The organism is Microcoleus sp. FACHB-SPT15, assembly GCF_014849525.1.
GTDB classification, from domain to species: domain Bacteria; phylum Cyanobacteriota; class Cyanobacteriia; order Cyanobacteriales; family Coleofasciculaceae; genus Symplocastrum; species Symplocastrum torsivum.
Map to the genome: position 1 here is coordinate 41,346 of NZ_JACJNU010000007.1, position 25,405 is coordinate 66,750.

A 25,405-nucleotide genomic window follows, 5' to 3' on the forward strand; every position below is an offset into this window, starting at 1 on the left:
AATCTCCAAGATAATGACAATCACTCCTTCCCCGTTCCCCTTCCTATTAAGTATTGGCTACGTTGAATGACCTATATATGGCATGAGGATGAGATCGACCCTGTTAAGATTAGGTGAATCTAGGGTTCGAGACACTTCAGAATGCTTGCTGCGCTGCTCTACGGTCAAGAAGATTTACGTTTAGAAGAAGTCCCCTCACCGATGCCTGCTATGGGTGAGGTTGTGATTAAAGTAGGAACAGCAACGACCTGTGGCACCGATCTGAAGGTATGGCGTCGTGGTGGTCATGCCCGAATGCTACGACCCCCAACGTTGTTTGGTCACGAAGCCGTTGGTGAAATTGTCTTGGTGGGAGAAGGGGTCACAGGTTGGGATGTTGGCGATCGCGTTGTTGCCAACAATTCTGCTCCTTGTATGAATTGCTTTTTCTGCCACCGCAGTGAGTGTTCGCTCTGCCCGAACTTGATCTTCAATAACGGCACGTTTGCGGAATATCTCAAAGTTCCAGCACCAATCGTGCAACACAATCTGTTAGCAGTTCCTCCAGATTTACCAAATGCCCTAGCCTCGATGACAGAACCACTCGCTTGTGTACTGCATGGGGTAGCCTGTTCTAATGTCCAATCTGCTGATCGAGTCGTGGTCATTGGTGATGGGGCAATCGGGCTAATGTTCGTCGCGGTGCTTGCCCAGCAATTAGCCGCAGAAGTATTTCTGTTTGGTGGAAATGACCAACGCCTGAAAATCGGGCAGCAGTTAGGGGCATCTCGAACGTTTAATTACCATCAGTTGAGTGATGTACCGACAGTGGTGCGAGACTTAACAGAAGGATGGGGTGCAGATATCGTCATCGAAGCAACAGGTGTTCCTGCGGTTTGGGAAAGTGCGATCGCGTGTGGTCGTCCTGGCGCAACGATTAACTTATTTGGTGGCTGTCCACGAGACACCACGATTACGGTTAGTACAGAACAGCTACACTATAATGCTTTGACCCTCAAAGGTGTCTTTCACAATACACCCAAATATGTACGTGAGGCTCTCTCCCTATTAGCGAGTCGAGTCATACCCTTTGAGCTACTGATTAGTGACTACCGACCCTTAAAAGATTTAGAACAGGTATTTGAAGATATGAAAAACCGAAAGGCAATTAAAGTTGCCATTGAACCGGGGAGTTAGCGATGAAAAAGGTAATAAAAAGAGTGAGTAGCGATTCAGGAATGGCGGCTGGGAATTTGGCAGATTTCGAGACAAGATGTTCTAAGAGTAAAGTAAATCTTTCCAGGAAGAAAGGGTTGCTATCCTGTGCTTGGTGGAGTCCTCTCTTCCTTGTTCCTTTTTCTTTTCTTCTTCTTGGTTCAACCGCTAACGCTCTACCGGGTGAGACGACGGATACCGTTGAGGCTTGGATTAATGCTCATCCTACCTTGCGACCGGGTATTGGAGATGGGCTACTCGTGCAAAAGACTAGCACTCCTGCCCAACGTTTTACCTTTCAAGCGACGGTGTTACCTCCAGGACGAGTGACTTTGCCGAGAGACAGAGGGACAATTCGCACTGAGCGCCTTACTTTCTATGACATGGTTAATGGCGTTACACCTGAGCGACTTGAAGAATCATTGCGAACCATCTATGGTTCTGCGATTTATCAAGATTTCGACAGAGCAAGCATCGTGTACTACTATCCAACACCAGACATAGCAGAGTTGGCACGGCGACAGAATCGTCCGCTTTTAGCAGCACGACAGGGTGAACTGCGCTTAGGAGAACGCTTTGCTTATTGGTGGGAAATCACCAAAACTGAGGAAGGTAAGGCGTTCAATGGACAATTGACAGTTTTCTTAAAAGAGGATTTGGACAAGCTAGAAACAGAACTACGCGATCGCTAATTACGCATCAGTCCCTGGTCATTGGTCAGTTAGCTAATGACTAAACTCTTAACTCATCACTTACTGACTGTGCCAAACTCCCGCAAAAATACTCTTAACTGCTCTATTGATTCGCTTTAGGTCTTCATCAAGTAGCGGAGGCCAATTGACTCCTGCCTGATATCCAGCGTCAAACAGTTTTCGGCTCTCAAAAGACAAGAGATATAGTGAGTAAACGAGTTCTCGGTCAAGGGTTGGGGCAGTGCGTAGCGCCTCAAATACAATTTTTAGGGCTAACAAGATATTAGTCACCTGACCCGGTACTGGTGCCTTTCCCTGCTTCAAACGCACGAGGAAGGCATCGGGATTTTGGTCAGATGTCGTTCCCTGATTGATTAGAAAGCCACAGGCAGTTTTGTAATCCATTAATTAATTCTTGATTGCCAGCTTCCCGGATGGAGGTTGACTTCGGTTAACGACTTCAATTTTTACAGAAATTAGAGCAAAGCCCATCACTTTCAAGGGTGGGATGTGGCGATATGCGCTTTTAAGCGCCGTCAGTCTTCTTGGCTTTCCGCTTGAGGGTCCTAACTAATTCTCGTAGCACATCCGTTTGAGTTCTCCCCTCTTGTTCGCAATATGCCTGTTGCGAGACAAAAAGCGATCGCACTCAATCTTCGATCTACTCCATAAATAAATCGTTACTATTACGTTAGACAGTGCGCTTGAGAACCCAAGTAAATCTGTGCTATAAAGGAAATCTTTGAAACCTTTCCGGTGGAGTAAATCAGGCAGAATGAAACAAGTGGGAACTCATCTGGTCGTTGACGCATGGCAAGCGCCGCAAGACCTTCTTAATGATCCTGAAGGAATTCGCCGCGCCTTGATTGATGCGATTTCAGCTGGTGAAGCAACCCTGATCGATCTATGTGTGCATCAGTTTAGCCCTCACGGTGTTACGGCAACGGCAACGTTGGCAGAGTCACATATCGCCATACATACTTGGCCTGAGCATGGCTACTTTGCTGCGGATTTGTTCTTTTGCGGTCGTGGCAAACCGGATGAGGCAATGAAACTTTTACAAACCGCGCTTCAAGCTAAACAAGCAAGAGTGAGAGAGATTCCGCGTGGCTTTGATGAACTCTCAGAAATCAATGAGCGGCTGGGAGAACCTGCCTACCATTCGGTTCTGTAAGCTGTTTTTTCCCAAACAACGTAGTTCAGTCATTAACAGGGCAAGGCAAATCAAACCTTGTCCTTTATATTTAGAAACCCCTAAATTAAGTATTAGAGGCAGTGGGTGCCTTCTAAGGAGTCGTCCAAAAATGAAACGCCATTTTAGAGCCTGATTTTTTGTCTGTTGTAACTCAACACAGACCACTGACAGCGAACTCTAGTTAACGTGTTAAAACGTGTGGCGTTGTTTTTGTAAGACCCTTAAGTAGCTTGAGAAAGAGCATCAGGTAGAGTCACCCCGGAGGATAACGAGCGTGTTAGAGGCAATCTTAGTTCTTGTCTTGGGTTTGGCACCGTCAGTGATTTCTGTATGGATGATGAGAAGAGCAAAGGAACGGGCGCAATCGAGGTTGAGAGCAGCAATGCAAGCCTCTGCGGCTAGGGCAATACAAAGAAATCAGATACCTCTAGACCAGTATTATCTTGAAGGTTTTGGCTATTTAATCGGTGATATTACCTGCCAATTCAATGCCTGTTCTGCTTACATTCGTTGCGCGGTTAATCCCTCAGGGCCTTGTGACGAGTGTCATCATTATCAACCGAAGGATTGATGCCTCTCTATTTGTTGCTCAAGTTAGGAGACATCACAGCGTTAACCAACTAAAAACCTGCTCTACCGTCAGCTTCAACTCAATCTCGCTAAGTATTGGCAATGGTGCAGTTCCTCTGAGCAATTGCACTCGCTGTTCTGGAAAGACAACTAAGATGCTTTCCTCTTCTGGGTCAATTAACCACCCTAACTCTGTGCCATGTTGGGAGCAGTGGAGCAGTTTACCCAATACTTTTGTCTGACTTTGGTCAGGGGATAAAATTTCAATTGACCAATCGGGATGAATCTCGAAGCGATTGGCAATTCTCCCAGAAGGACGAACCGGAATTCTCTCCCACCGAAACACCACAACATCTGGAACAACCGCATCTCCCCCAAATGTACAACGTAGTTCTGGAAATGCAATTGCAATCTTCTGCGGTTCGGCTACTTCGTTAATAACCGCACAGAGTTTAAACTGCAATCGGCTATGCTCCCCTTGTGGCATGGGTTTTTGAAATATCTCTCCGTTGATAAACTCAGAGGCGGGTTTGGTTTCTGGGAGTTTTAAGAACTCCTCCAGAGTTAGAGATTGCGTTATTGTACTCATCTTCTCACTCAGATAGCCTGCTATCAATTATTCTCGGCTTCAAAATCAACCTTGTCATAAATATCAGCTAGGGTAATTTCAAATGGAATCGACATTAGTGAGAAGGTGGTTTCCTCACCTTCATATTCAGAGAGTAGCCACTGATTCGTCTCAGTTTTAACAAATCGCTCGACGTGCATACTGTACTGCTCAATCAGTACATACTCCTGGAAGCTGGGAATTGTACGGTAAGCGGCAAATTTATCGCCTCGGTCATAGCCTGCGGTGGACTTTGACAGCACTTCTGCAATCATTAAAGGATTGGTAATCGTATCAGTGCGTCCCTCTTGAAGCTGCAAATCTCCCTGGACAACCAGCACATCAGGATAGGTATAGATACGTTTTTTAGGAATCCACAGTCGCTGGTCGGTAACAAATACTCGATAAGGTTGCCGCTTGAGAGTAAAGTTAATTGCACCTCCTAAATTAAGGAGAATTTGGTTATGGTTCGGAGTGCCACCTGTCACAGAAATAACCTCACCATCAATGTATTCATGACGTTCCTCGGAGTTGGTTTCCACTTCCAGATAGTCTTCTGGCGTGTAATACCGTTGCTCTTGTGCTTGCATAATCATGAAATTTCTACTCCCAACGCTTCAAGCTGCTGATTCATCCTAGTTGTTGCGGTCACTTCTTCCAAGTTAAACTTTTAGAGTTTTAGCGATCGCACCTTCCCCCTCTCAGTTCAAAAGAGCGATCGCCTATACTCCTGAATTACACACTATCCGTGACGCTACTAAAGTTAAACGCTTTTACCCGTACTCCTGGTACAACACTGCTACCAAAGCGCTGCACGCTACTTAAGGCATCAACCTCTTGAAGCATCTCCGGTAACCTTTGGTTAAAGCGTAAGTTTTTAATTGGGTAAGCAATCTGACCCTCTTCAATCCAGAACGTACCATCGCGGGTCATTCCCGTAACTTCCAACGTCTTGGGATTGACATACCGCACGTACCAAGCACGATTAACCAAAATTCCTCGCTCGGTTTGTGCAATCAAGTCCGCCAGACTTTGATTTGAGCCAGACATGACAATCGGAAACATCGCCCCGGTTGGCTCTTTCCCCTGCTGCTGCGCCCAGTAGCGGCTATACGACAGGGTTTGAGGAGTACCATCCTTAATCACCTCAGTGTAGTGATTACTCAACCCATCACCAAAGCAAGTACCCAGTTGTAACAGAGGATGAGCGGGATGGCGCTGTACCTGCACCAAAGGGCTAAACATCTGCTCACCCAAGCGGTTACCAGCAGGTAACCCTGCCTCATCAGTACGGGACATAAAGGAGCGCCCTTCATCTGCCGCCCGTGCATCCAGATTCCAAATAACCCAACTGAGTAAATCAGCAAAAGCCGCACCGTCAAAAACCACTGGGTATACGCCTGGGTTGACTTCGCGAGGTTGGCGTGAGGCAAGCGCCCGCTCAATTAGCTGCTCAGTCAGAGACTCCAACGGTATTTGGTCTATAGAAAAAGCCGTGCGTTGGCTCCAACTAGAGCCATCATCAATCCGAGCCGTAAAACTAAAATCTGCCTCGGTTGTGCGATCGCAAGCTCGTAAACCCCGTGAGTTTCCAACTGCCATCAAAAAGGCTTCTGTACTCAAAGTACCAGACCCTTCAACCCCGGCATTCGTACTCAATGTACAAACTCGCTGAACCATTTCTCCCCGTTCCAGAGGTGAAAAGGCAACTGTTGCTTCGTCAAATGCAGGAGTACGCTCTTCATAGTTTTGCGGTTCCAGTAAGGGCACCCATTCTGGATCTTCCGGGGCAATCCGAGCGAGTTCTTCTGAACGGTGGACTGTCTCGTTTATTGCCTCTAAATCAAGTTCCGTCGTTGAGGCAGAGGCACTCCGCTTGCCAAAATAGCTAGTGATACTGAGACTCAACCGACTGCGGCTGATGTTTTGACTAATCTGATTTTCCGAGAAACGGCTGAGGGATTCTTCACCAGTGCTGAGACTGACAAAAACTCCCTCTGCTTCTGACTGTTGAATAACCTTGTCTACAAGGGATAGAGCTTGGTCTTCACTGAGAAGAGTAGGTGCTTTAGCTAGGGTCATATTAGAAAGTTATTCGTTACTATTTGCTTGCTAGTATGTGCTTACGTTCTAACTAACCTAACGTGCATTTCTTTAGACTTCTTGCAGAAGTAGGGAAAAGGAAAAAGGGAAGCATGAACATTCGTTTCCCCTTCCCCCTTCTCCCTATCGGCAAGAGATTTTTTTCGGGAGAGCAAGAGGTCTAATACATATCGACTCAAACCCCATCGCCCCATCAGGTTACTCCCCACTCCCAATTCCTAAGTGAGATAAATTCCAAGCTTGAGCAATGAATTGGGTTGCTGTTCGGCTATCTACAGGCTTAGAAAATAAATATCCCTGCCCTAACTCACAGTTGAACCCTTGGAGCTTTTCTAACTGAGTTTGAGTCTCTATTCCCTCTGCAATTACCTCCATTCCTAAATTGTGAGCAAGGGTGACAATGGTTTGAACAATTTCTGTATGTTCTGCCTCAACTGCCATTTGTCTCACAAAGGATTGATCGATCTTTAACGTATCTAGAGGAAACCGATGCAGATAACTTAAGGATGAATATCCGGTGCCAAAATCATCAATACACAGTTGAATGTTACGGCGTTTCAACTGCAATAGCATGGCGGCTGCCAACTCAGGATTAGCCATAATTACGGTTTCTGTAATCTCTAACTTCAACGCCCTGCCATCTAGATTAGTCTCTTGGAGAATTTGATCAATTTGGACAACTAAATCAGATTGGGAAAACTGGCGCCCTGAAAGATTAACACTTACTGTTAAAGGCTGTGCATGGGGAAATTGCTTCTGCCAAGTTCGTAGTTGAAGGCAAGCCTGACGGAGTACCCACGCTCCTAGAGGGACAATTAAATCGGTTTCTTCCGCGATTGGGATAAATTCTCCAGGAGAAATGAATTCCTGTTCTATCGGTTGCCAGCGTACAAGCGCCTCAAAGCCGACAAGCTGACCTGTTTTGAGGTTCACAATCGGCTGGTAGTAAAGCTGAAATTGAGGAATGAGGTTGAGTTCCCAAATTGCCATTTGCCCAGCCTCAAGGTCTTGCACTGCTCGCTGCAAGTCTTGTTCGAGTTTCAGGAGCGCCACAATACGCTCGTGGGTTGCCAAATCAAATACTTCGTAGCGAGAGCGTCCCTGAGCCTTAGCGCGATACAGCACGATATCAGCATCACGTAATAACTCTTCGGGTCGGTTATAACCTGTTGAACTCAGGGCAATACCAATGCTGACGCTGGTGAAGATTTCTTGTCCATCTAGGAGGAAAGGATGGGTTAGTTGCTTGTGAATTTGCTCTGCGATTCGATTGGCATCGCTCAATTCTTGGATGTCCTCTAGGAGGATGGCGAACTCATCCCCACCGAGACGAGCGATGAGGCTGTTATCTTCTTGTAGGCAATGCTGTAGTCGTTGGGCGAACGCGATTAGAAGTCTATCTCCAATCGTATGCCCCATGCTATCGTTGACGACTTTGAAGCGATCGAGATCTAGGAACAGAACGGCAAATAAATATTCGGGGTGTTGTTTTGTCCGCTCTAAGGCACGCTCCAGGTGTTCGATTAATAAGGCTCGGTTGGGCAGCCCGGTGAGAGCGTCATGAAAGGCGTTGTGCCGTAAGCGTTTTTCAATGTGCTGGCGATGCTTGACGGCAGTTTCGCTAACGCAGATTTCCTGACGTAGTTGCTCATTTGCCACCTTCAACTCGGCGGTGCGTTCCTCAATGATTGCTTCCAAGTCAGCGTTTAACTTTGCCAGTTTTGCTACAGCTGAGGAATGAGCGATCGCACCACTGATACTTCCTGCTACCCCCATCAAGATTGATGTTTCACTTTCAGACCATTGATGTTCCTTATAGCAATCGTCGAACCCGATGAAGCCCCAGCATTGCCCCTCGATCCGGAGCGGCACTACCAAAATTGAGCGGATGTCTTGTGATTCGAGAAACTCTCGTTCAGGTGAGGGAAAATCTCGCACCAAACCGATAATTGGTTTTCCCATCGCCAGGTTTTGATACCAGCTAGGCAGCATTGCTCGATAGGAGAGATTCTGAAGTTTTGGTTTTTTGATTTGGACACTTACTCTTTGGCTTAACCATTCCCAGCGCTTGCTCATCAGATGTTCGCCTGTCAGGGGATGGATATGATATTGAACGATGTAAACTCGATCAACCGCCGTTGCTCGACCCAATGCCTCTAACGCTCGATTAATTCCTAGATTGCGATCGCCTATTGTTAATAGTTGATTTGTTGCCTTGGCTACTCCTTCTAATAAGCGATCGCGCTGACGCAACTCCAACTTCATCCGCTGTAGGTCTGTAATGTCCTTCTCATTGACCAGAATCATCAATACTCCCGTGCTAGAGTCATTGGTGCGGCGTACATCAACCTTGTGCCACCGGATACCGTTCAAGGTATTCACCTGTGTTTCTATACTGAAAACATCTCCAGTGGCAATGCAACTGATTGCCTGCTCAGCGACGCTAGCATCAACAAAGCGTCTTCTAAACGCTTTGTTGTCTGTCTGAGGCGCATTTTTTTCGTCACCGTAGCAACGCAGCGCTGAAGGATTTTGCATCAACGGCATCTCATCAAAGGTATAGAGAGAAACCATCAGCGTTGTGTGGCGAAGAGCTTCAATCGAGCGCAGCGTATCCGAGTCAATGTGCTCTACAACATCGGTAACCCCCTCTATGAGCATCGCGAGGTATCCGCCTTCAATCCGAATCCCAGAGCAAACACATCGCACCGATAAAGCACGTCCTTTGGGGTAGAACGTCCACTGTTCAATAACTGTTTTTTCTTGCTTAAGCTCTTCAAGATAGCCCTGAAGACGAGTTTTTGTTCCCTCGGAAAAATCGCTCCAGTCACGATTAAGCAGTTCCTCCAAGCTGCCAGCGTTCCACAAGCTCAATGCCGCTTGGTTTGCCCACCACATTTTCATCTGCTCAATATCAAAAATCCAGATAGGCGATCGCAATATATCGAGCAAAGCTAGATCCGAGCGAGTGAAAATTAAATCGCTGGTTTTATCCATGACAAAGAGTTTTATGACACACAGAGCAGCAAACCCTGGATGACTGACAAAAGCTTAAGCAATTTTTATTTACAAAATTTCCTGAAAGCTTCCAGAATATGACCCTCATCAAGCCACAACCTGAAATTAATCGCTTCAGTTCTACCTGAAAATGGGTTGAGGGGTGATGTCATATCAAATCCGTTTGATTACTGCTTTCTACAGTAGCCGTTAAGCTAAGCCGATGTCTTTATGTTGCTATCGTTAACCTTTGACACTCCCCGTCAATCAAGCAGCGGGGATTCTTGGTTCACAGACTCGCCATTAGCCAACAGGCTTACGCCAATTGACCAAGAGGGCAAATCTCCGCAAGCGTAGTTTCCCGTATGCCCTACGGTAAAAAGTCCTCTCTCCAAGATATTGCGAGACGCATTTGTATCTCTATCCGCCACGTAGTTGCAAGCAGGACACACATGAGTTCGAGTAGACAAAGCTTTCTTGACTCGTGTCCCACAGTTCGAGCAGTCAGAGCTTGTGTAATGGGGAGGCACAGCAACTGTTGCCTTCCCATATTTATGCCCGAAATACTCCAACCACTGACGGAATATTGACCACCCCGCGTCACTTATCGACTTAGACAGGTGTCGGTTCCTCACTAGCCCTTTAACATTCAAATCTTCGTAGGCAATCAGATCGTTAGACTGAATCACGGAGTATGCAATTCGCTTGCAGTACTCTTTTCGCTGCCTACTTACTCTTAAATGTTTCCGGGCGTACCGATTCCTGCTTTTGTGATAGTTCTTGGATTGAGGGATTTTCTCCTTTTTTTTCTCTGGAGAGTACTTCTTCGATTTCTTACGGTTGGCGCGACTCAGTTGGCGTTCACTCTTGCGGTAAAACTGTGGAACAGGCTCTACACTGCCATCACTACCTGCAATGAAGTATTTGAGTCCTAAATCCAATCCGATCACTTTATGGGTGGGTTCTGATTGGATTCGTACATCAACGCTTATTGCAAACTGGGCGTAGTAGCCATCGGCTCGTCGCACCAGCCGGACTCGCTTTATCTGCTCAAGTGAATAAAAGTTAAGGTCACGAGTGCCTTTGAGCTTAAGCCGACCTATCCCTTTCTTGTCGGTAAAGGTGATGGCTTTCCTGTTGTCATCAAGCCGCCAGCCACTCGTCTTATATTCGACCGAGCGACAGTTGCGCTTGAACCTGGGAAACCCCTTCTTCCCCTTAACCTTCCGCTTGCCGTTGTCGTAGAAGCGAGAGATTGCACTCCACGCACGTTCGGCTGACGCTTGACGTGCCATAGAGTTGAGTTCTGAGGCAAAGCTAAACTCTGCTGCCAACACCGCGCAATGCTTGTTGAGCTCATACTTATTCACACCCTTATTGTCCATCCAGTATCTAAGACACTTGTTCTGAATGAATTGGGATGTGCGTATCGCCTCATCAATAGCGCGGCATTGTGCAGGTTTTGCTTTAACTTTAAACTCATAAATTATCATCTGTTTATGCTACCATGAGCAGCATAAGTATGCCGAATCAATTCGGCTATCCGCTTAGATCCGCCCTATAAATAGAGGCGGTTTTACGCATCACGACTCATAAAAGTTAAAAGTTATCTCTTGCGTGTTTGTTGCAGCTAAACCCTGTACGAGCGCAACTCACTGCCTCTCTACTCAACAAATCACCCAAGTTTATAAACGCGCTTTGCAACAGCTCCCGTAAGGAGCTAGTAATAAGTGGACTTGATATTACTGAGTTAGGGGACATACCTTATGGTCACCCGTGCTAAAAGTACCATCTCTTTCACAAGATGGCTAGCTTTGGTCAAAAGCTGTTTCTCCTGGATCTCAAGCAAGTTCTACTTCAAGCTAAGAAGCTCCTCCAATCTGGATATTCTGCACTCGTACTGGCACACACGTATGAGACATCTGAGCCACTTGCATCGGCTCCCCTTTCCCGCAGATATTAGTACCGCATTGCTCTCGTTCGGAAGCGGACCCAATGGCATCGACGCTGTTCCAGAAGTCAGTGGTCATAGCATGATACGTCACATCCTTAAGCATCCCTACTACTTTGCCCTTCTCTACTTTCCAGAAAGCATCGCCACCAAACTGGAAGTTACGCCGTTGTTGGTCGATCGAGAAACTGCCAACACCGTCAATTAAAATTCCTTCCTCGGTATCTGCAATCATTTCAGCGAGAGTTGCTGTATGGCTGCCTCCATCTGAACCCGGTTCCAGCCCAAGATTGGGGATGCGTACCATCGGCACACTATACCAGCTATCGGCGTAGGCACAACCGTTACTCGCCGGACGACCGAGACGATAGGCTGTTTCGCGGTCAGTGAGGTAGTCTGTTAAAACACCATCCTTGACAACAAACCAATCTTGTGCAGGGACTCCCTCATCGTCATAGCCCAAGGTACTGCGTCCTCCAGGTTGGGTGCGATCGGCACGGAAGTTAACCCAAGGTGCAGCATATTGAAGCTTGCCTAATTTATCAGTTGTGGCGAAGCTGGTACCAGCAAAGTTAGATTCGTAGCCATACACGCGATCGAGTTCAGTGGGATGTCCAACAGATTCGTGGATGGTTAGGTACAAGTTAGTCGGCTTGAGGATGAGGGTGCTACGAATACCGGAGGGACTCTTAGGGGCATGAACTTTTTCAATCGCTTCTTCAGCAACACGCTCTACCTGGCTCAAGAGGTCTGGCGCATTGATATGCTCATAACCAATGTTTAGCGGTGGACGTTCGTAGCTACGACTTTGGGCATCACCATTAGCAACAGCCGTACATCCCATACCTGGATAGCTGCGGTAGATAGTTTGTTGGATTAGAGAGCCTTCTGTAGAAGCGAAAATCTTGTCTTCACGAGTGAAACGCAGGTAAGAATAAGCTTTTTTGATGCCACGCTCCCCATAACTTAAGAGTTGCTCATTCAACCGCAACAGCAACTCGGCTTTCTCGGTAATCGGCACTGTGAAGGGGTCAATTTCAATTGGAGTGGTGTAAGTATCTTGGTAAGCTTCTACTGGCACTAATTGCACCCGTGTTTGTTGGGAAAGACGGCTACCTTTGGCAATATCGACAGCAAGGGCGACAAGTCGTTCAACTTCGGCTGGGGTTTTATAAGGGCTAGCGGCGAATCCCCATGCCCCATTAAGTAGAACCCGCACCCCAAAGCCAGAACTCACATTATCTGAAAGTTGGCTCAAAGAGCGATCGCGTGCGTAAAGATTCTGAGTGCGGTAAGTGCAAAAACGAACATCCCCATACTCACACCCAGCACGGGTAATTAACGCGATCGCTAACGTCGGCAAGTCAGTAGTCGTAATCGGCGAGTCAGGTGCTTGTACCATAGGAAGTTTTTGGCAGCTTTATGTCGTATTTTACCCTTCTCCGCTATTTGTTTACTTCAAGTCTGGAATTTCTTGATCTAGCTGAACAGTGTAATAAGCAACCTCTCTAACCTTAGATAAGGAAATAGGAATGCCTAAAGTTTTGTAGCCTACGTTCTGAACTTCTTTGTCCTTAGCTTCCAAACGATATCGCCAGATAAGGTTTCTCAGCTTTCCCGGCTCAACTACCAGAATTTCCATCGAAGGAAGTAGAAATATCCAGTAGTCAGCTTGTGAGCGCCATCCCCAACCAGGAATATCTTGATTATCTACAGAAACAGTTTCAAAAAACAGATTTCCTGTTCTAGATGATGCTAAATCAAACTTATATTCAACACTGACTGTGGTTCCATCTGGACGCATCAAGATTCTATCTATACAATTCTCCTGATATTTCTTAATGCCAGAAACATCTAAAATTTTGTAAGCAGAATCAAGCCATTTATCAAGTATTCCCTCACCGTGTTTACCTATAGATTCTTGGCTCTTGAAATTATATCCCTCTTCTGTCACTCTCCGAAAACTTTTGCCATTGCTGAAGTCTAGAACTAACCTATGGTAGGCGATCGCAGACTTTTTCCTTCATAGAAATTGATCCGAGTAGGGAAATTGCCAAAATTAGATGGGCAAACGCTGTATTCCCTAATATACCTCCTTTGTAGAAAATATTAATAATAGGAAAAACCGGAGAGTGACAGAAGAGGGATATATCTTACTCTTTATCTGGGTTTGCATCTTCATCTGCTCCACCTTCGCCATACAACATTGGAATTGTGAGCTGTACACCACCCTCATGAATATGGATAGGAATTCCACAGTATCGAGAAATCCACTTTATCCAATTCTTCAAGGTTTGCGAACGGCGATTACTTGTATCAGCACCTCGCAATATTTCTGGAAAAGCTAAATTTTTAACTAGTTCATCATTTAGTACAAGTCCATCATGCAGTTGCCCGCCTCTTTCGGAAACAGCAGCAAGAACTCGCCAAACAGGAGGGTAATTTAACATAGCTTCAATAAGTAACCTGAATTGCAAGTCCTCATTTGGTGCTTCAGCAATTAGCCTTCCTTTTTCTGTCACTTTTGTTATCCATTTATTACCCTGCCGATTTTTCGTAATCAGCTTGAGTTGCTCTAAAGTGTGCTTTGCATACTGTCCGTGCCGCGAAATATATTCTTTCTTTTTTCCTTTATGCCCTAGTGCGTGACCCAAATCATATGAATCTGTTACCCCTTGATGAACCAATACAATAGCCTTAACTATCTTTTTTGGTTGATCATACTGAGGGTGGGACTCTACAACATTCTTGTCATCCCAGTCGTCCGCAATTTTAAATCTTTGTCTAAACACGTCTGCTGGTTTCACCTTCACGTCAATTAGTAACACTTCATGCTTAGCAAAGTCAGGTCTGTAGAATAAGTTGCAAGTTACTCCAGAAATCTTATTGGTGTTTACATCGTAGAAATCTGTCTTGCTGAATTGACCATCCCTTTTCAGAATCTCTAGAAACTGATTTAGCTCTTGACAGACTTCAGAAGGGAAATACTTCTCTGGATGTTTCAGCTTTTTTTGAAGCTCTGAATCGGCGCAAATTTTGAACATCAATCATTTCTCCTCTAGTAAATTTTCTAGTTTAATAAGACCGCTCTCTATGGCAAGAAGTTTGTGAGCGACCTCTGAAATTGGGATTGGAAGATAATTAGCGAGACGAGGACTAACAAAGGCAACAGCTCTGCGCGTGTGATACGTCACATAAATGCAATCAACATCAACCTGTAAACGCTCCCAACATTCCGTCATATGTAGCCGGAAATCCGATAAAGACATTTCCTCACTCTTACTGATTGCACCATCTTTTTCAGCTTCTTCCAAATCCTTTAAAGGAACTAAGAATGCAACTACTTGACCGTAATAGGTAGCAGCAATTCTCTTCATCCCTAGCTGAACCTGACGTTTAAATTTTGGCAGGCTCTCTCTTAGGTCAGACAGTGGGAGCTGCTTGAAAGAACTCACAGGCTTTCCTCTTAATTTAGTAGTATTTTTGTACTACTGTGGTATTTAACTTAATCAAGGCTTGTAAGACAACATAGCGTTAATTTACAAAGTAGTCAAGTTTTACATTTTCAGCCCATGATGCTTTTACAGCAGGAGTTTCACCTTTAGACGTTCTCTAGCTCACAGCCATAAGCGATCGCTTTTTCCCTAGATCTTGATTGGTTGACCAAAATTGTAAGGAATAGGTGATCGCTTCCTAATCTCCTACACTTCCGGTTCAACTCCCAACGCCCGTAACTGAGCCGCTAATCGGTCAGCACGTTGCCGCTCTTGTTCAGTACGTTGTTGCTCTTGTTCAAGGCGTTCCTCCGCTGTTAGCAATAGATGCCCTTGAGCATCCCACCAGCGCAACCAGGGAAACACCATATTCTGATACTGCCCCTGCCAAATACCTAACTCTACCCCCAGAGGCTCTATGGGGTAATGGTTTCGCTGATTCGCTGGCATTAACTGATAGCGTCCATTTACCAATTGATATACTTCCACTTGCGATCGCTTGACTTCATAAATGCCATAGAAAGGGACGCGAATCGCTTGCTCGTAAACCCAAAACTTACCCTTATATCGAGTTTTGTCTCGTTCTTCTGTTCCATCTCCAGAAACGAATTCCAACACAATCAACGGTGCTACGAATTCCTTCCATAAAACATAAGAACGACGATATTCTCCATTTAGTGTTGGTGGCACATCGGGGACATAGAACCAATCGGGTGCCTCAGCTCCTTTTTCTGGTGGTTCCGGTGGTTCGGTTAAACCCCAGTAAATCCCACAATCCCGACCAATACAATACTGTCCATCAGGATGGCGTTGCTGCAAAATTGGGGTAATACAGTCAGTTAGCAGGTCTCCTTCTGGCGGTTCTTGAAAGTTTTTCACAAAGTTTCCATCCGAGTCAGGAAGCTGGGTATGATCCGGCAGCGAAGCTGGTAACCCAGCCGTGGGAGACAAATCAGTTGACGGATCTACAGATGTGGTTATTTGGCTCATATCAATATCGTGATTTTATAGTTTGGATAAGGTCTTGTAACGACTGCACAGCTAGTTCAACAGAAGGCATTTGACAATTAGCGTGGAGGCTGAAATCTCCTAGCCTTGGCGAGCTTCTATGAAACTATGGTATTCAGTCAACTGCCTGGTGGATTTAAGCATCAGCCATCCTCTTTGAGGTGGGGAGTGGGGAGATGGAAGGCAGGGAAGTCGGCTCAGGCAAAGTCGAAACGTATCGTAACGGCTGTGTCACTACCTCTGCATAAGACATTTAGCAATTCCTCAAACTTTAATGCACTGGATACTTCAATAGAGAAAATCTGATTGCTATGATTAGAGCTTCTTTTAATTTACCGAGTTGGAAATTATCTAGATTCGGTAGTTATTTGTGCATTCTACTAGGGGCATTTATGCAAGAGCCGAAAATCGCATCCAAACCGAAGCATATTGTTTTAACGTCTCATCCCGGTCGTTTTGCCTCGAAACCTCTACGCATTAATTGGGGAAAAAGCGACCCTCTGGAACGGGGGCCAGTTATTGGGACACTACTAAACCCAGCTCACCGTAATGTTATTGGTACTCATTCGGGTTCTTATTCTGTCTATCGGGCTTTATCCGTTGCTAGTGGAGCGCTCCAGGCTAGTCATCGCGCTGACCTTACTAATACGGCTCCAATTGTCGCTATTGGTCCCCATCCTAGTTGGTCTGACCCTAATCGCATCGTTTCACTCGACCCCTTTGGGGGACTGGTGGGTGAAGCGTATGCCCCGTTGTATGAACAGGGATACGACATTCGACCAACAATTGCTGTGACTAAAGCTCATATCAATATGCCAGAACTACAAGACGCGGTGGCGAAAGGGCGCTTGTCAGTGGATGGTCAAATTTTGAAGAGTAACGGTAGTTTAGTTGTAACAAAGGTTGCCCTTGACCCAGTTTGGTATTTGCCAGGAATTGCCCAGCGGCTTAAGGTTGGTGAAAGTGACTTACGTCGCATCCTGTTTCAGCAAACAGGTGGGATGTTCCCGGAATTAGTGACGCGCCCTGATTTACAAGTATTCTTACCACCGATTGGCGGCATCACAGTTTATCTAATTGGTGATCTGGCAGCGATTACAGACCCGAATCGCCTGCTTGCTGTGCGGGTACATGATGAATGCAACGGTTCCGATGTATTTGGATCTGATATCTGTACTTGTCGCCCGTATTTGGTACACGGTCTTGAGGTCTGCGTCCAGACGGCACAGGAGGGCGGTGCTGGGATTATGGTCTATTCTCGCAAGGAAGGTCGAGCTTTAGGTGAGGTGACGAAGTTCTTGGTTTATAATGCCCGCAAACGTCAGGTAGGAGGCGATCGCGCAGATGCCTACTTCAATCGCACCGAATGTGTTGCGGGTGTGCAGGATATGCGATTCCAAGAACTGATGCCCGATGTGCTGCATTGGTTAGGGATTACTCGGATTGACCGCTTTGTCTCGATGAGCGACATGAAATACAACGCGATCGTGAACTCTGGCATCGAGATTATTCAGCGCGTTGCGATTCCAGATGAGTTGATTCCTGCTGATGCAATGGTGGAAATTGCTGCTAAGCAAGCGGCTGGCTACTACACAGAAAAAGCTCTACCTGATGCTGTCACCCTGGCTGAAATTAAAGGACGTGGTTTAGCCGATTAGAAATTGGGGATTGGGTGAAGGGAAGACAAGGAAGTCAATCCTTTTCCTTGTCCTCCTTGTCCCCAGTAGCTAGAGGTAATACCCATCTACTAAAAGGGAGCAGCTTTGAATAATTATGAACAGCAGGTGACCTGCTCTGACGAGCAGCGCTGGGCTATTGCTTATTTGAGAACACCAGTAGCGATTCGAGAACGATGCGATCGCCTTTTTACTCTGGCCTGTGCTGACCAGTTACAGCACTTTCGTTGTGATTTAACTCAGCTAGATAAGGTAGCGAACTACGTTATTAAGGTGATACGCGACGAGTACCCTGATTTGAACATCCCGTTTCATAGTCGCTGGCGGCATTTTGAGGTTGGGAACGTTCCCCGGATTGCGGAACTAGAGGAGAAGTTAGCAGGACTTACGCCTCTAGAAAAAGCCCAAACCAAGTTTGACTTAGCAATCATCAGTGTCTTACTAGATGCAGGCGCGGGTTCTGATTGGCAGTATCACGAACAAGAAACAGGTATAGTATTTCGGCGTTCTGAAGGGCTAGCTGTCGCTAGTTTCCGGATGTTCTGTCAAGGCGCATTCTCTAGTGATGCCGAAAGCCCTCTGCAAGCTGATGCTCAAGGATTACAAGGATTAACGGTAGATAAACTGGCGCAGGGATTCCAGGTGAGTCAAACCAATCCTCTCCTTGGTGTGGAGGGTAGACTCGAACTCCTACAGCGCTTGGGGCGATCGCTTCTCAGGGAACCCCACCTGTTTGGTCAAGAAAATTCCCGCCCCGGCAATCTAGTAAGTTATTTGCTGGGTTCGCAAGTGGAGAGACAAGGAACAGGCTTCACTGCTTTGTCTTCTCCTTCCCCACTCCCCACTTCATTACCTGCCACTACAGTATTGAGTGCTGTCTTAGAGGGATTGGGAAATATTTGGCCTGGACGATTGGCGATCGCAGGAGTCAATTTAGGTGATGTTTGGGTTCATCCTGCCCTCAAAGGAGAACATCCTAGCGATCAGTATGTCCCATTCCACAAACTTTCCCAGTGGTTAACCTACTCCCTTTTAGAACCCCTACAGGAACTGGGTTTAGAGATTACTGGGTTAGATCAGATGACAGGCTTACCAGAGTATCGCAATGGTGGCTTATGTCTGGATCTAGGGCTTTTAGAAGTTAAGAACACGGCTATTTTGCAAGAGCGTCATTTACCAGGATCGGAGGTAATTGTCGAATGGCGATCGCTTACTGTCAGTCTCTTAGACAAAATTGCAGCAGCAATCCGGCAACAGCTAAACCTAAGTGAGGTGGACTTGCCATTGGTGAAAGTCTTGCAAGGAGGAACCTGGACAGCAGGACGACGAATTGCTGCCCAGTTAAGAGTAGGGGGCGTTCCCCCTCTTCAAATCGAGAGCGATGGAACGGTATTTTAAAGGCAACCTCAAAAAGGCAACCATGCAATTAGACAAGGTAATGGCGGCTGAAGTTACGATCATTGACCACCCTTTTGTACAACACAAGTTGACGCTGATGCGTCAGGCTGACACAAGTACAGCAAAGTTTCGCCAACTTTTGAAAGAGGTTGGGATGTTGTTAGCCTACGAAGTAACTCGTGACTTGCCGCTTAAGTACGAACCCATCAAAACGCCCCTTGCCCCTATGATGGCGCCCATGCTTGCCCCAGAAAAGAAGATGGTAGTTGTCTCAATCATGCGGGCAGGGCAAGGGCTTTTGGATGGAATTCTAGAACTGATGCCTTCTGCTCGTGTAGGGCATATTGGGTTGTATCGTGAACCTACGACCCATGTGGCAATTGAGTATTATTTCAAACTTCCTCATGATGTTGAGCAGCGAGATATTCTCGTTGTTGACCCAATGCTAGCAACGGGTAACTCAGCGGTTGCGGCGGTTGACCGACTCAAGGAAGTTGGGCCAATGTCAATGAAGTTTCTGTGCTTACTCGCGGCACCAGAAGGGATTAAGCACTTTCATGAGCAGCATCCGGATGTGCCGATTTATACAGCAGCGATTGATGAATGCTTAGATGAACAGGGCTATATTTTGCCGGGACTTGGTGATGCAGGCGATCGCCTTTATGGAACGAAATAACTACTAAGCAAGTCAAAAGTTAAAAAGGGAAACCCCCCTGATCAGTAGGCTCTTGGCGGTTACCTGTATGTGAATTAAATGTGCAACAGCTTATTCTCCTGGTTTTTAGCCACTTAGTCGCTTCGTAAGCTTTTGCCGTTCTAGAATGCATGCGTTTTCAGGTAAAGAGGGGGAAGGGAAACACTAGGCATCTTTTCCCTTTTCCCATGGATTGCTGCTGTAATCAAAGGTGCGATCGCTTAGTATCAATCCCTACACAACTTGCTGATAGATTTTCCTCTTTGTATTGAAATTAGGAGGATTGATAAGTTGCTAAATCTTCGTTACAAATTTGCGCGGTATAAGACATACATTTTCTGAGTTGTAGTGATCGCTTTAAGAAATTATTACAAAGACTCTTGTTTATTTAAAGATTTTGTAAAGAACTCGTCCAAAGAGTAGCTGTCAAAGGATTCCAAAAAAAAGCTCTAAACCTTCCTTGACAATGATTAGGGATTAGTTGTAATTTTATCCTATAGCGAAAAATACTTATTGACTTAATGTTTGCCTCTACCTTTAGATAGGATTCAACTAAGGCAATAAGCCCTATGGTTCTTTCTGACGAGTGAGGCTGGATTTTTTTTTCTTCTAATGGCTTCTAGCTTAAGCTAAAAAACTTCTGAAATATGCATAAGTCTGAGTAGGGAGTAATAGGAATGCAGTAAAAATCCTTCTTTTGTAGACCTTAGAGTAGAGTATGTCTCTTTTGTATTTGCGTCGTGAATAGTTCTGAACTGATAATTGACGAATATACTACTGCCTATAGGATCTAATTCAACTTTTATCTTTACAAGCAAGTCAGCCAACGCTTAGGTGTATCTACCATCAAAACTCATGAAAAACATTATTTTGACTTTGGCTTTTTTTCTCCTTAGTACTCCATCTGCTCTTGCTGAGATTATGATCTCTAACCAGGATGATCGTAATTACCCAGCCACGATTGCTATGTATTTTTCTAGCCCTATCCAACTAAATATTGACGCTAACTCAGAGGAGTCATATCCCTGTAAGACTCAATGTGTACTTCATTTATTAGGACTCTACAGTCAAGCCATAACTGTAAAAGAAAATGCTGTGGTCATAATCAGAGGGGGTATAGTCACCGTTAAATAGCTTGTACCTTTTCCTAGATGCAACAGTTTAAAGCCTGAATGCCTGAGGCGATCGCTTCTACACAACCAAAGACTTAACAACGTCACATCAAGCACTCCCGTTGAGTGCTTGATGCTTCCCAATACCTAAAACTGTGATATTGCCTGTGTTGCTGATAATTCAGTGGCACAGGCTGCACTTTCTGGCATGGCATTAAAAAGCCGTGGCTTTATGCCTACGGCAATATTTGATGGTGGGGCTAGGCTTAAGATTTCAAGATGTCAACGTAGTTGCCTGTGTAGCAGAGTCTCTAGCCTTCGGTTCATCGGTAGGAGAAAAGCGATCGCTTATCGAGAGAGCAAATGCTAAAAACACAGTTGTTCCGTTACCCAAGGTACATTGTAGGGAACAACTCACCAGCTTTTGTCCAAATCCCCGTACCGTCTTAGTCTCAGCGGAAATGATACGATGATGATAACAATGCCCCTACAAAGGGTGGCGCCTCAATGGTCAGCAGTTAGGAACCAAAAACTGTAAACAGTTTTGAATTTAATTTTTAACTCCTTGCTCCTACCTATAGTCTTGACGCTCTAACCTCTACCCAGACCTTAGCGAATATTAAGTCTCTCTCCTGCTATGTTAAAAAACTTACTAGGCGACCCTAACGCCCGCAAACTTAAAAAATACCAGCCTTATGTCACCGACATCAACGTTCTGGAAGAAGACATCCAAGCGCTATCGGACGAGCAGCTAAAGGGCAAAACGGCAGAATTTAGGCAGAGGTTGGAGAAAGCGACAACGGATCGCGAACGGCAAGAGTTATTAGATGATTTGTTGCCAGAAGCCTATGCTGTCGTGAGAGAAGCGGGACGGCGAGTTTTAGGGATGCGCCACTTTGATGTCCAGTTGTTGGGTGGTATTGTCCTCCACAAAGGGCAAATCGCTGAGATGAAAACAGGTGAAGGCAAAACCCTGGTTTCTACGTTACCGGCTTACCTGAATGCTCTCGATGGTAAGGGTGTACACATTGTCACGGTCAACGACTACCTTGCCCGTCGGGACGCAGAATGGATGGGACAGGTACACCGTTTCTTGGGATTGAGCGTTGGGCTAATTCAATCCGGAATGGGGCCTGCGGAGCGACAACGCAACTACGCTTGTGATATCACCTATGCAACCAACAGTGAGTTGGGCTTCGACTACCTGCGCGATAACATGGCAACGGCGATGGCAGAAGTTGTGCAACGCCCGTTTAACTATTGCGTCATTGACGAGGTGGACTCGGTACTGATTGACGAAGCGCGGACACCTTTAATTATTTCTGGGCAGGTAGAGCGACCCACTCAGAAATACATGAAGGCGGCAGAGATTGCGCGATATCTCAATCCAGAAGAACATTACGAAGTCGATGAAAAGGCACGTAATGTCCTGATGACTGATGAAGGCTTCGCTGAAGCAGAAAAGCTTTTGGAAGTGCAGGATTTGTATGACCCGAATGACCCTTGGGCACACTACATCTTCAACGCAATTAAGGCGAAGGAACTCTTTACCAGCGATGTGAACTACATTGTTCGCAATAACGAAGTGGTGATTGTAGACGAGTTCACCGGGCGGGTGCTGCAAGGGCGCCGTTGGAGTGACGGTTTGCATCAGGCAATTGAAGCTAAGGAGCGAGTGGAAATTCAAAATGAAACTCAAACGCTAGCAACGATTACCTATCAGAATTTCTTCTTGCTGTATCCAAAACTGGCGGGGATGACAGGTACTGCCAAGACCGAAGAAGCAGAATTTGAGAAGATCTACAACTTACAAGTAACAATTATCCCCACCAACAGACCGCCTGGGCGGGCGGACTTGGCAGATGTCGTTTACAAGACCGAGGCTGCAAAGTGGCAAGCAATAGCACAAGAGTGTTCCCAGATGCATGAAGTCGGGCGCCCGGTACTTGTGGGAACGACGAGTGTAGAAAAATCTGAATTGCTTTCCGGTTTACTCGGACAACTAGGAGTGACACATAACTTACTGAATGCCCGACCGGAAAATGTGGAACGGGAATCAGAAATTATTGCTCAGGCAGGTCGTAAAGGAGCAGTAACAATTGCGACGAACATGGCGGGGCGAGGTACAGACATTATCTTAGGTGGTAATGCTGACTACATGGCACGTCTGAAGTTGCGGGAATACTTCATGCCGAAGATTGTCATGCCAGAGGATGAAGATTCTTTAGCGCCAGTGTCGGTGCCAGGAGCAAGTGGGCGATCCCGTGCTCAAGGATTTGCCCCAGGCAAGAAGGTGAAAACCTGGAAAGCTAGTCCTCAGATTTTCCCAACCCAACTCTCACGAGACACAGAACAACAGCTAAAAAGTGCCGTAGACTTCGCAGGACAAACGTATGGCGATCGCTCTTTGCCGGAACTAGAAGCCGAGGATAAGGTAGCGGTTGCCTCAGAGAATGCTCCAACGAATGACCCAGTTATTCAAAAACTGCGTAGTGTCTATAAAGCAATTAAAGAAGAATACGAAGGGTTTACGACCCGTGAACATGATGAGGTGGTACAGCTAGGAGGACTGCACGTCATTGGTACAGAACGCCACGAATCACGGCGGATTGACAACCAGCTACGGGGACGCGCCGGACGGCAGGGCGACCCTGGTTCCACCAAGTTTTTCTTAAGCTTGGAAGACAACTTGTTGCGGATTTTTGGAGGCGATCGCGTTGCTGGGTTGATGAATGCATTCCGTGTTGAGGAGGATATGCCCATCGAATCCAAAATGCTCACCCGTTCCCTCGAAGGCGCACAGAAAAAAGTTGAAACCTTCTACTACGACACCCGAAAACAGGTGTTTGAGTATGACGAGGTAATGAACAACCAAAGAAAGGCAATTTATGCCGAACGCCGTCGCGTCCTAGAAGGGCTAGACCTCAAAGAACAAGTCATCCAATATGCCGAAAAGACAATGGATGATATTGTCGATGCTTACGTCAACCCAGAACTACCGCAGGAAGAGTGGCAATTAGATCAGTTAGTAGAGAAGGTGAAAGAATTTGTCTACCTCTTACAAGACTTGGAGCCACAGCATCTAGACGACATGATGGTCGGGGATATCAAAACCTTCCTACATGAAGAAGTCCGTAAAGCCTACGACCTCAAAGAAGCACAAGTCGATCAAATCCAGCCAGGATTGATGCGGCAAGCCGAGCGGTTCTTCATCTTGCAGCAAATCGACACCCTCTGGCGAGAGCATCTACAGTCAATGGATGCCTTGCGTGAGTCGGTAGGTTTACGGGGTTATGGACAAAAAGACCCACTGATTGAATACAAGCAGGAAGGATACGAAACTTTCTTGGAGATGATGATCGACATCCGCCGGAATGTTGTTTACTCCTTGTTCCAGTTCCAACCTCAAAATCAATCGCAAGCGGCTTAAGACGCAAAAAGTCGGCGGATGGCGTTCCTCTCCACCTAAAGGGAGGTAAGCTTCCCGCCGACTTTGTTATTTGTTACCTAAACAAAGAGAGCCAAATTTGTGTTCCAGCCCTGGTTCTCGAAAATGTACCTGTGGATCAATTACTCCAGGCAACAAAGTTAAACCAGTTGCGTCTATTTCTCTATCCCCCGCAACTGCCTCTGAGGCAGGGATTTCTGGTGCAATTTGAACAATCTCTCGACCACGAGTTTGGATATCTCCTTCAAAAAATTCACCCTCTGGCAAAAGAATACGAGCATGGCGGATAAACAGACAGGAGTCAGAAGACATAGGAGGATGCTAAAATTCGTCGGTACTTCAGTACTCTATTTAAGCTTGTACAGTTAAATGTAAGAACGTTTCGTTTACATTTGAGGGAATTAGCGATTTCTCTGCTTTGTCCCTCCGCTCAACTTGTGACTCTATGGTAATTGAACGGCTATGACTCGTGTGCAGGATCAAGAGCCTGAAAAGCAGCCCCTACAAAAGGCTGAAAATCCTTGGATAGAAGGACTCAAGACAATTGTTTTGAGTGGTGTTCTCGCCCTAGGGATTCGTAGCTTCGTAGCGGAAGCACGTTACATTCCCTCAGGATCGATGCTGCCAACATTACAGATTAATGACCGCCTGATCATTGAAAAGGTAAGTTATCACTTCCAAAAACCAGAACGGGGCGACATTGTAGTGTTTATGCCCCCTAATGAAGCTAGTCTTTGCTTCGGCGCTCTCCCTACCCCCCAGCCAGGTAATTTTGCCAATCCCTCGTCTACAGATGAGACAAAGCAGAACAATCCCAAGCTCAAGGATGCATTTATTAAACGGGTAATCGGGCTACCTGGAGATAAAGTCGAGGTTAAGGACAGACAAGTTTTCATCAATGACAAGCTCCTACAGGAGAAGTACATTGAAGAGGCTCCTGACTACCAGTTTGGCCCTGTTACTGTGGCTGATAACTCTTACCTTGTCCTAGGCGATAACCGCAATAATAGCTGTGATAGTCACTATTGGGGCTATGTTCCTCGTGAAAATATTATTGGTCGAGCTGTAGTGCGATTTTGGCCGCTTAATCACATGGGTGAGTTGGACACAACGCCAGTTTATCCTGCGGCTTCTAAGTGAGATGGGAATTGGGAATTGGGAATTAGGAATTGGGAATTGGAATCCCCCTTGAAAATGGATGGCACCCCAGATAAGAAATTCTTGTGTCTCGGTACAAGGTGCAACTCAAGACCAAGTTTTTTGTTT

Annotated in this window: 21 protein-coding genes and 1 pseudogene; 10 read left to right on the forward strand and 12 right to left on the reverse strand. The window is 46.0% G+C overall.

All coding sequences use genetic code 11. The features are described 5' to 3' along the window. Positions 1-141: 141 nt before the first annotated feature. Both H6F98_RS02750 and H6F98_RS02755 read left to right on the forward strand, forming a co-directional pair. Positions 142-1,176 (forward strand): zinc-binding dehydrogenase, encoded by a 1,035-nt coding sequence (locus tag H6F98_RS02750; protein WP_192217149.1) that lies wholly within the window; start codon positions 142-144, stop codon positions 1,174-1,176. A gap of 2 nt (positions 1,177-1,178) precedes the next feature. After that, positions 1,179-1,886 (forward strand): hypothetical protein, encoded by a 708-nt coding sequence (locus tag H6F98_RS02755; RefSeq protein WP_242058305.1) that lies wholly within the window; start codon positions 1,179-1,181, stop codon positions 1,884-1,886. Positions 1,887-1,946: 60 nt separating this feature from the next. Here H6F98_RS02755 and H6F98_RS02760 read toward each other — a convergent pair whose 3' ends face one another. After that, positions 1,947-2,291, reverse strand: a complete 345-nt coding sequence (locus tag H6F98_RS02760; RefSeq protein WP_192217150.1) for a Dethiobiotin synthetase — start codon at positions 2,289-2,291, stop codon at positions 1,947-1,949. A gap of 370 nt (positions 2,292-2,661) precedes the next feature. On the opposite strand from H6F98_RS02760, the gene speD reads away from it, so the two are divergent. After that, positions 2,662-3,060, forward strand: coding sequence for an adenosylmethionine decarboxylase (gene speD / locus H6F98_RS02765; RefSeq protein WP_192217151.1), 399 nt, complete (start codon positions 2,662-2,664; stop codon positions 3,058-3,060). A gap of 295 nt (positions 3,061-3,355) precedes the next feature. Next, positions 3,356-3,652, forward strand: a complete 297-nt coding sequence (locus tag H6F98_RS02770) for a DUF6464 family protein (protein ID WP_192217152.1) — start codon at positions 3,356-3,358, stop codon at positions 3,650-3,652. Between the two features lie 33 nt (positions 3,653-3,685). Here the strand turns inward: H6F98_RS02770 and H6F98_RS02775 are convergent, their stop codons facing one another. The 10 genes from H6F98_RS02775 to H6F98_RS02820 all read right to left on the reverse strand — a co-directional run bounded on the left by H6F98_RS02775 (position 3,686) and on the right by H6F98_RS02820 (position 15,793). Then, positions 3,686-4,240 carry a Uma2 family endonuclease gene (locus H6F98_RS02775; protein WP_192217153.1) on the reverse strand — a complete coding sequence of 185 codons (555 nt, stop codon included), beginning with the start codon at positions 4,238-4,240 and terminating at the stop codon, positions 3,686-3,688. Positions 4,241-4,263: 23 nt separating this feature from the next. Then, entirely contained in the window at positions 4,264-4,854 is a 591-nt protein-coding gene (locus H6F98_RS02780) for a Uma2 family endonuclease (RefSeq protein WP_192217154.1), read from the reverse strand. 139 nt (positions 4,855-4,993) lie between these two features. Then, on the reverse strand, positions 4,994-6,340 hold the full coding sequence (locus H6F98_RS02785) for a TldD/PmbA family protein (protein ID WP_192217155.1): 1,347 nt from the start codon (positions 6,338-6,340) through the stop codon (positions 4,994-4,996). 219 nt (positions 6,341-6,559) lie between these two features. Next, a complete protein-coding gene (locus H6F98_RS02790) occupies positions 6,560-9,358 on the reverse strand; it encodes an EAL domain-containing protein (protein ID WP_192217156.1) in 2,799 nt (932 codons plus the stop codon). A 263-nt stretch (positions 9,359-9,621) separates the two neighbouring features. After that, positions 9,622-10,851, reverse strand: a complete 1,230-nt coding sequence (locus H6F98_RS02795) for an RNA-guided endonuclease TnpB family protein (protein WP_192217157.1) — start codon at positions 10,849-10,851, stop codon at positions 9,622-9,624. A 369-nt stretch (positions 10,852-11,220) separates the two neighbouring features. Beyond that, positions 11,221-12,711 carry a TldD/PmbA family protein gene (locus H6F98_RS02800; RefSeq protein ID WP_192217158.1) on the reverse strand — a complete coding sequence of 497 codons (1,491 nt, stop codon included), beginning with the start codon at positions 12,709-12,711 and terminating at the stop codon, positions 11,221-11,223. 51 nt (positions 12,712-12,762) lie between these two features. Continuing rightward, on the reverse strand, positions 12,763-13,263 hold the full coding sequence (locus H6F98_RS02805; protein WP_192217159.1) for a hypothetical protein: 501 nt from the start codon (positions 13,261-13,263) through the stop codon (positions 12,763-12,765). Between the two features lie 199 nt (positions 13,264-13,462). After that, entirely contained in the window at positions 13,463-14,353 is an 891-nt protein-coding gene (locus tag H6F98_RS02810) for a hypothetical protein (RefSeq protein ID WP_192217160.1), read from the reverse strand. A gap of 3 nt (positions 14,354-14,356) precedes the next feature. Next, positions 14,357-14,764 carry a prevent-host-death family protein gene (locus H6F98_RS02815; protein ID WP_313929784.1) on the reverse strand — a complete coding sequence of 136 codons (408 nt, stop codon included), beginning with the start codon at positions 14,762-14,764 and terminating at the stop codon, positions 14,357-14,359. 246 nt (positions 14,765-15,010) lie between these two features. Further along, a complete protein-coding gene (locus H6F98_RS02820) occupies positions 15,011-15,793 on the reverse strand; it encodes a Uma2 family endonuclease (RefSeq protein WP_192217161.1) in 783 nt (260 codons plus the stop codon). Positions 15,794-16,203: 410 nt separating this feature from the next. Here H6F98_RS02820 and H6F98_RS02825 point away from each other — a divergent pair, with 410 nt between their 5' ends. From H6F98_RS02825 to secA, 5 genes are all read left to right on the forward strand, one after another. After that, positions 16,204-17,469 carry a GTP cyclohydrolase II gene (locus H6F98_RS02825; protein ID WP_192217162.1) on the forward strand — a complete coding sequence of 422 codons (1,266 nt, stop codon included), beginning with the start codon at positions 16,204-16,206 and terminating at the stop codon, positions 17,467-17,469. A 105-nt stretch (positions 17,470-17,574) separates the two neighbouring features. Beyond that, positions 17,575-18,885: a URC4/urg3 family protein gene (locus H6F98_RS02830; RefSeq protein ID WP_199348258.1), complete on the forward strand. Its 1,311-nt coding sequence runs from the start codon at positions 17,575-17,577 to the stop codon at positions 18,883-18,885. A 40-nt stretch (positions 18,886-18,925) separates the two neighbouring features. Continuing rightward, positions 18,926-19,561: a uracil phosphoribosyltransferase gene (upp, locus tag H6F98_RS02835; protein ID WP_192217316.1), complete on the forward strand. Its 636-nt coding sequence runs from the start codon at positions 18,926-18,928 to the stop codon at positions 19,559-19,561. A 1,354-nt stretch (positions 19,562-20,915) separates the two neighbouring features. Further along, positions 20,916-21,164, forward strand: coding sequence for a hypothetical protein (locus H6F98_RS02840; RefSeq protein WP_192217163.1), 249 nt, complete (start codon positions 20,916-20,918; stop codon positions 21,162-21,164). Positions 21,165-21,328: 164 nt separating this feature from the next. Continuing rightward, the gene (gene secA / locus H6F98_RS02845) at positions 21,329-24,121 is read left to right on the forward strand and encodes a preprotein translocase subunit SecA (RefSeq protein WP_192217164.1); all 2,793 of its coding nucleotides are present in this window, start codon (positions 21,329-21,331) and stop codon (positions 24,119-24,121) included. Between the two features lie 96 nt (positions 24,122-24,217). On the opposite strand, the pseudogene H6F98_RS02850 reads toward secA, so the two are convergent. Then, positions 24,218-24,451: pseudogene (locus tag H6F98_RS02850) on the reverse strand (dihydroorotase); the annotation flags it as partial. 150 nt (positions 24,452-24,601) lie between these two features. On the opposite strand from H6F98_RS02850, the gene lepB reads away from it, so the two are divergent. Beyond that, positions 24,602-25,279: a signal peptidase I gene (gene lepB / locus H6F98_RS02855; RefSeq protein ID WP_192217166.1), complete on the forward strand. Its 678-nt coding sequence runs from the start codon at positions 24,602-24,604 to the stop codon at positions 25,277-25,279. Positions 25,280-25,405 lie beyond the last annotated feature (126 nt).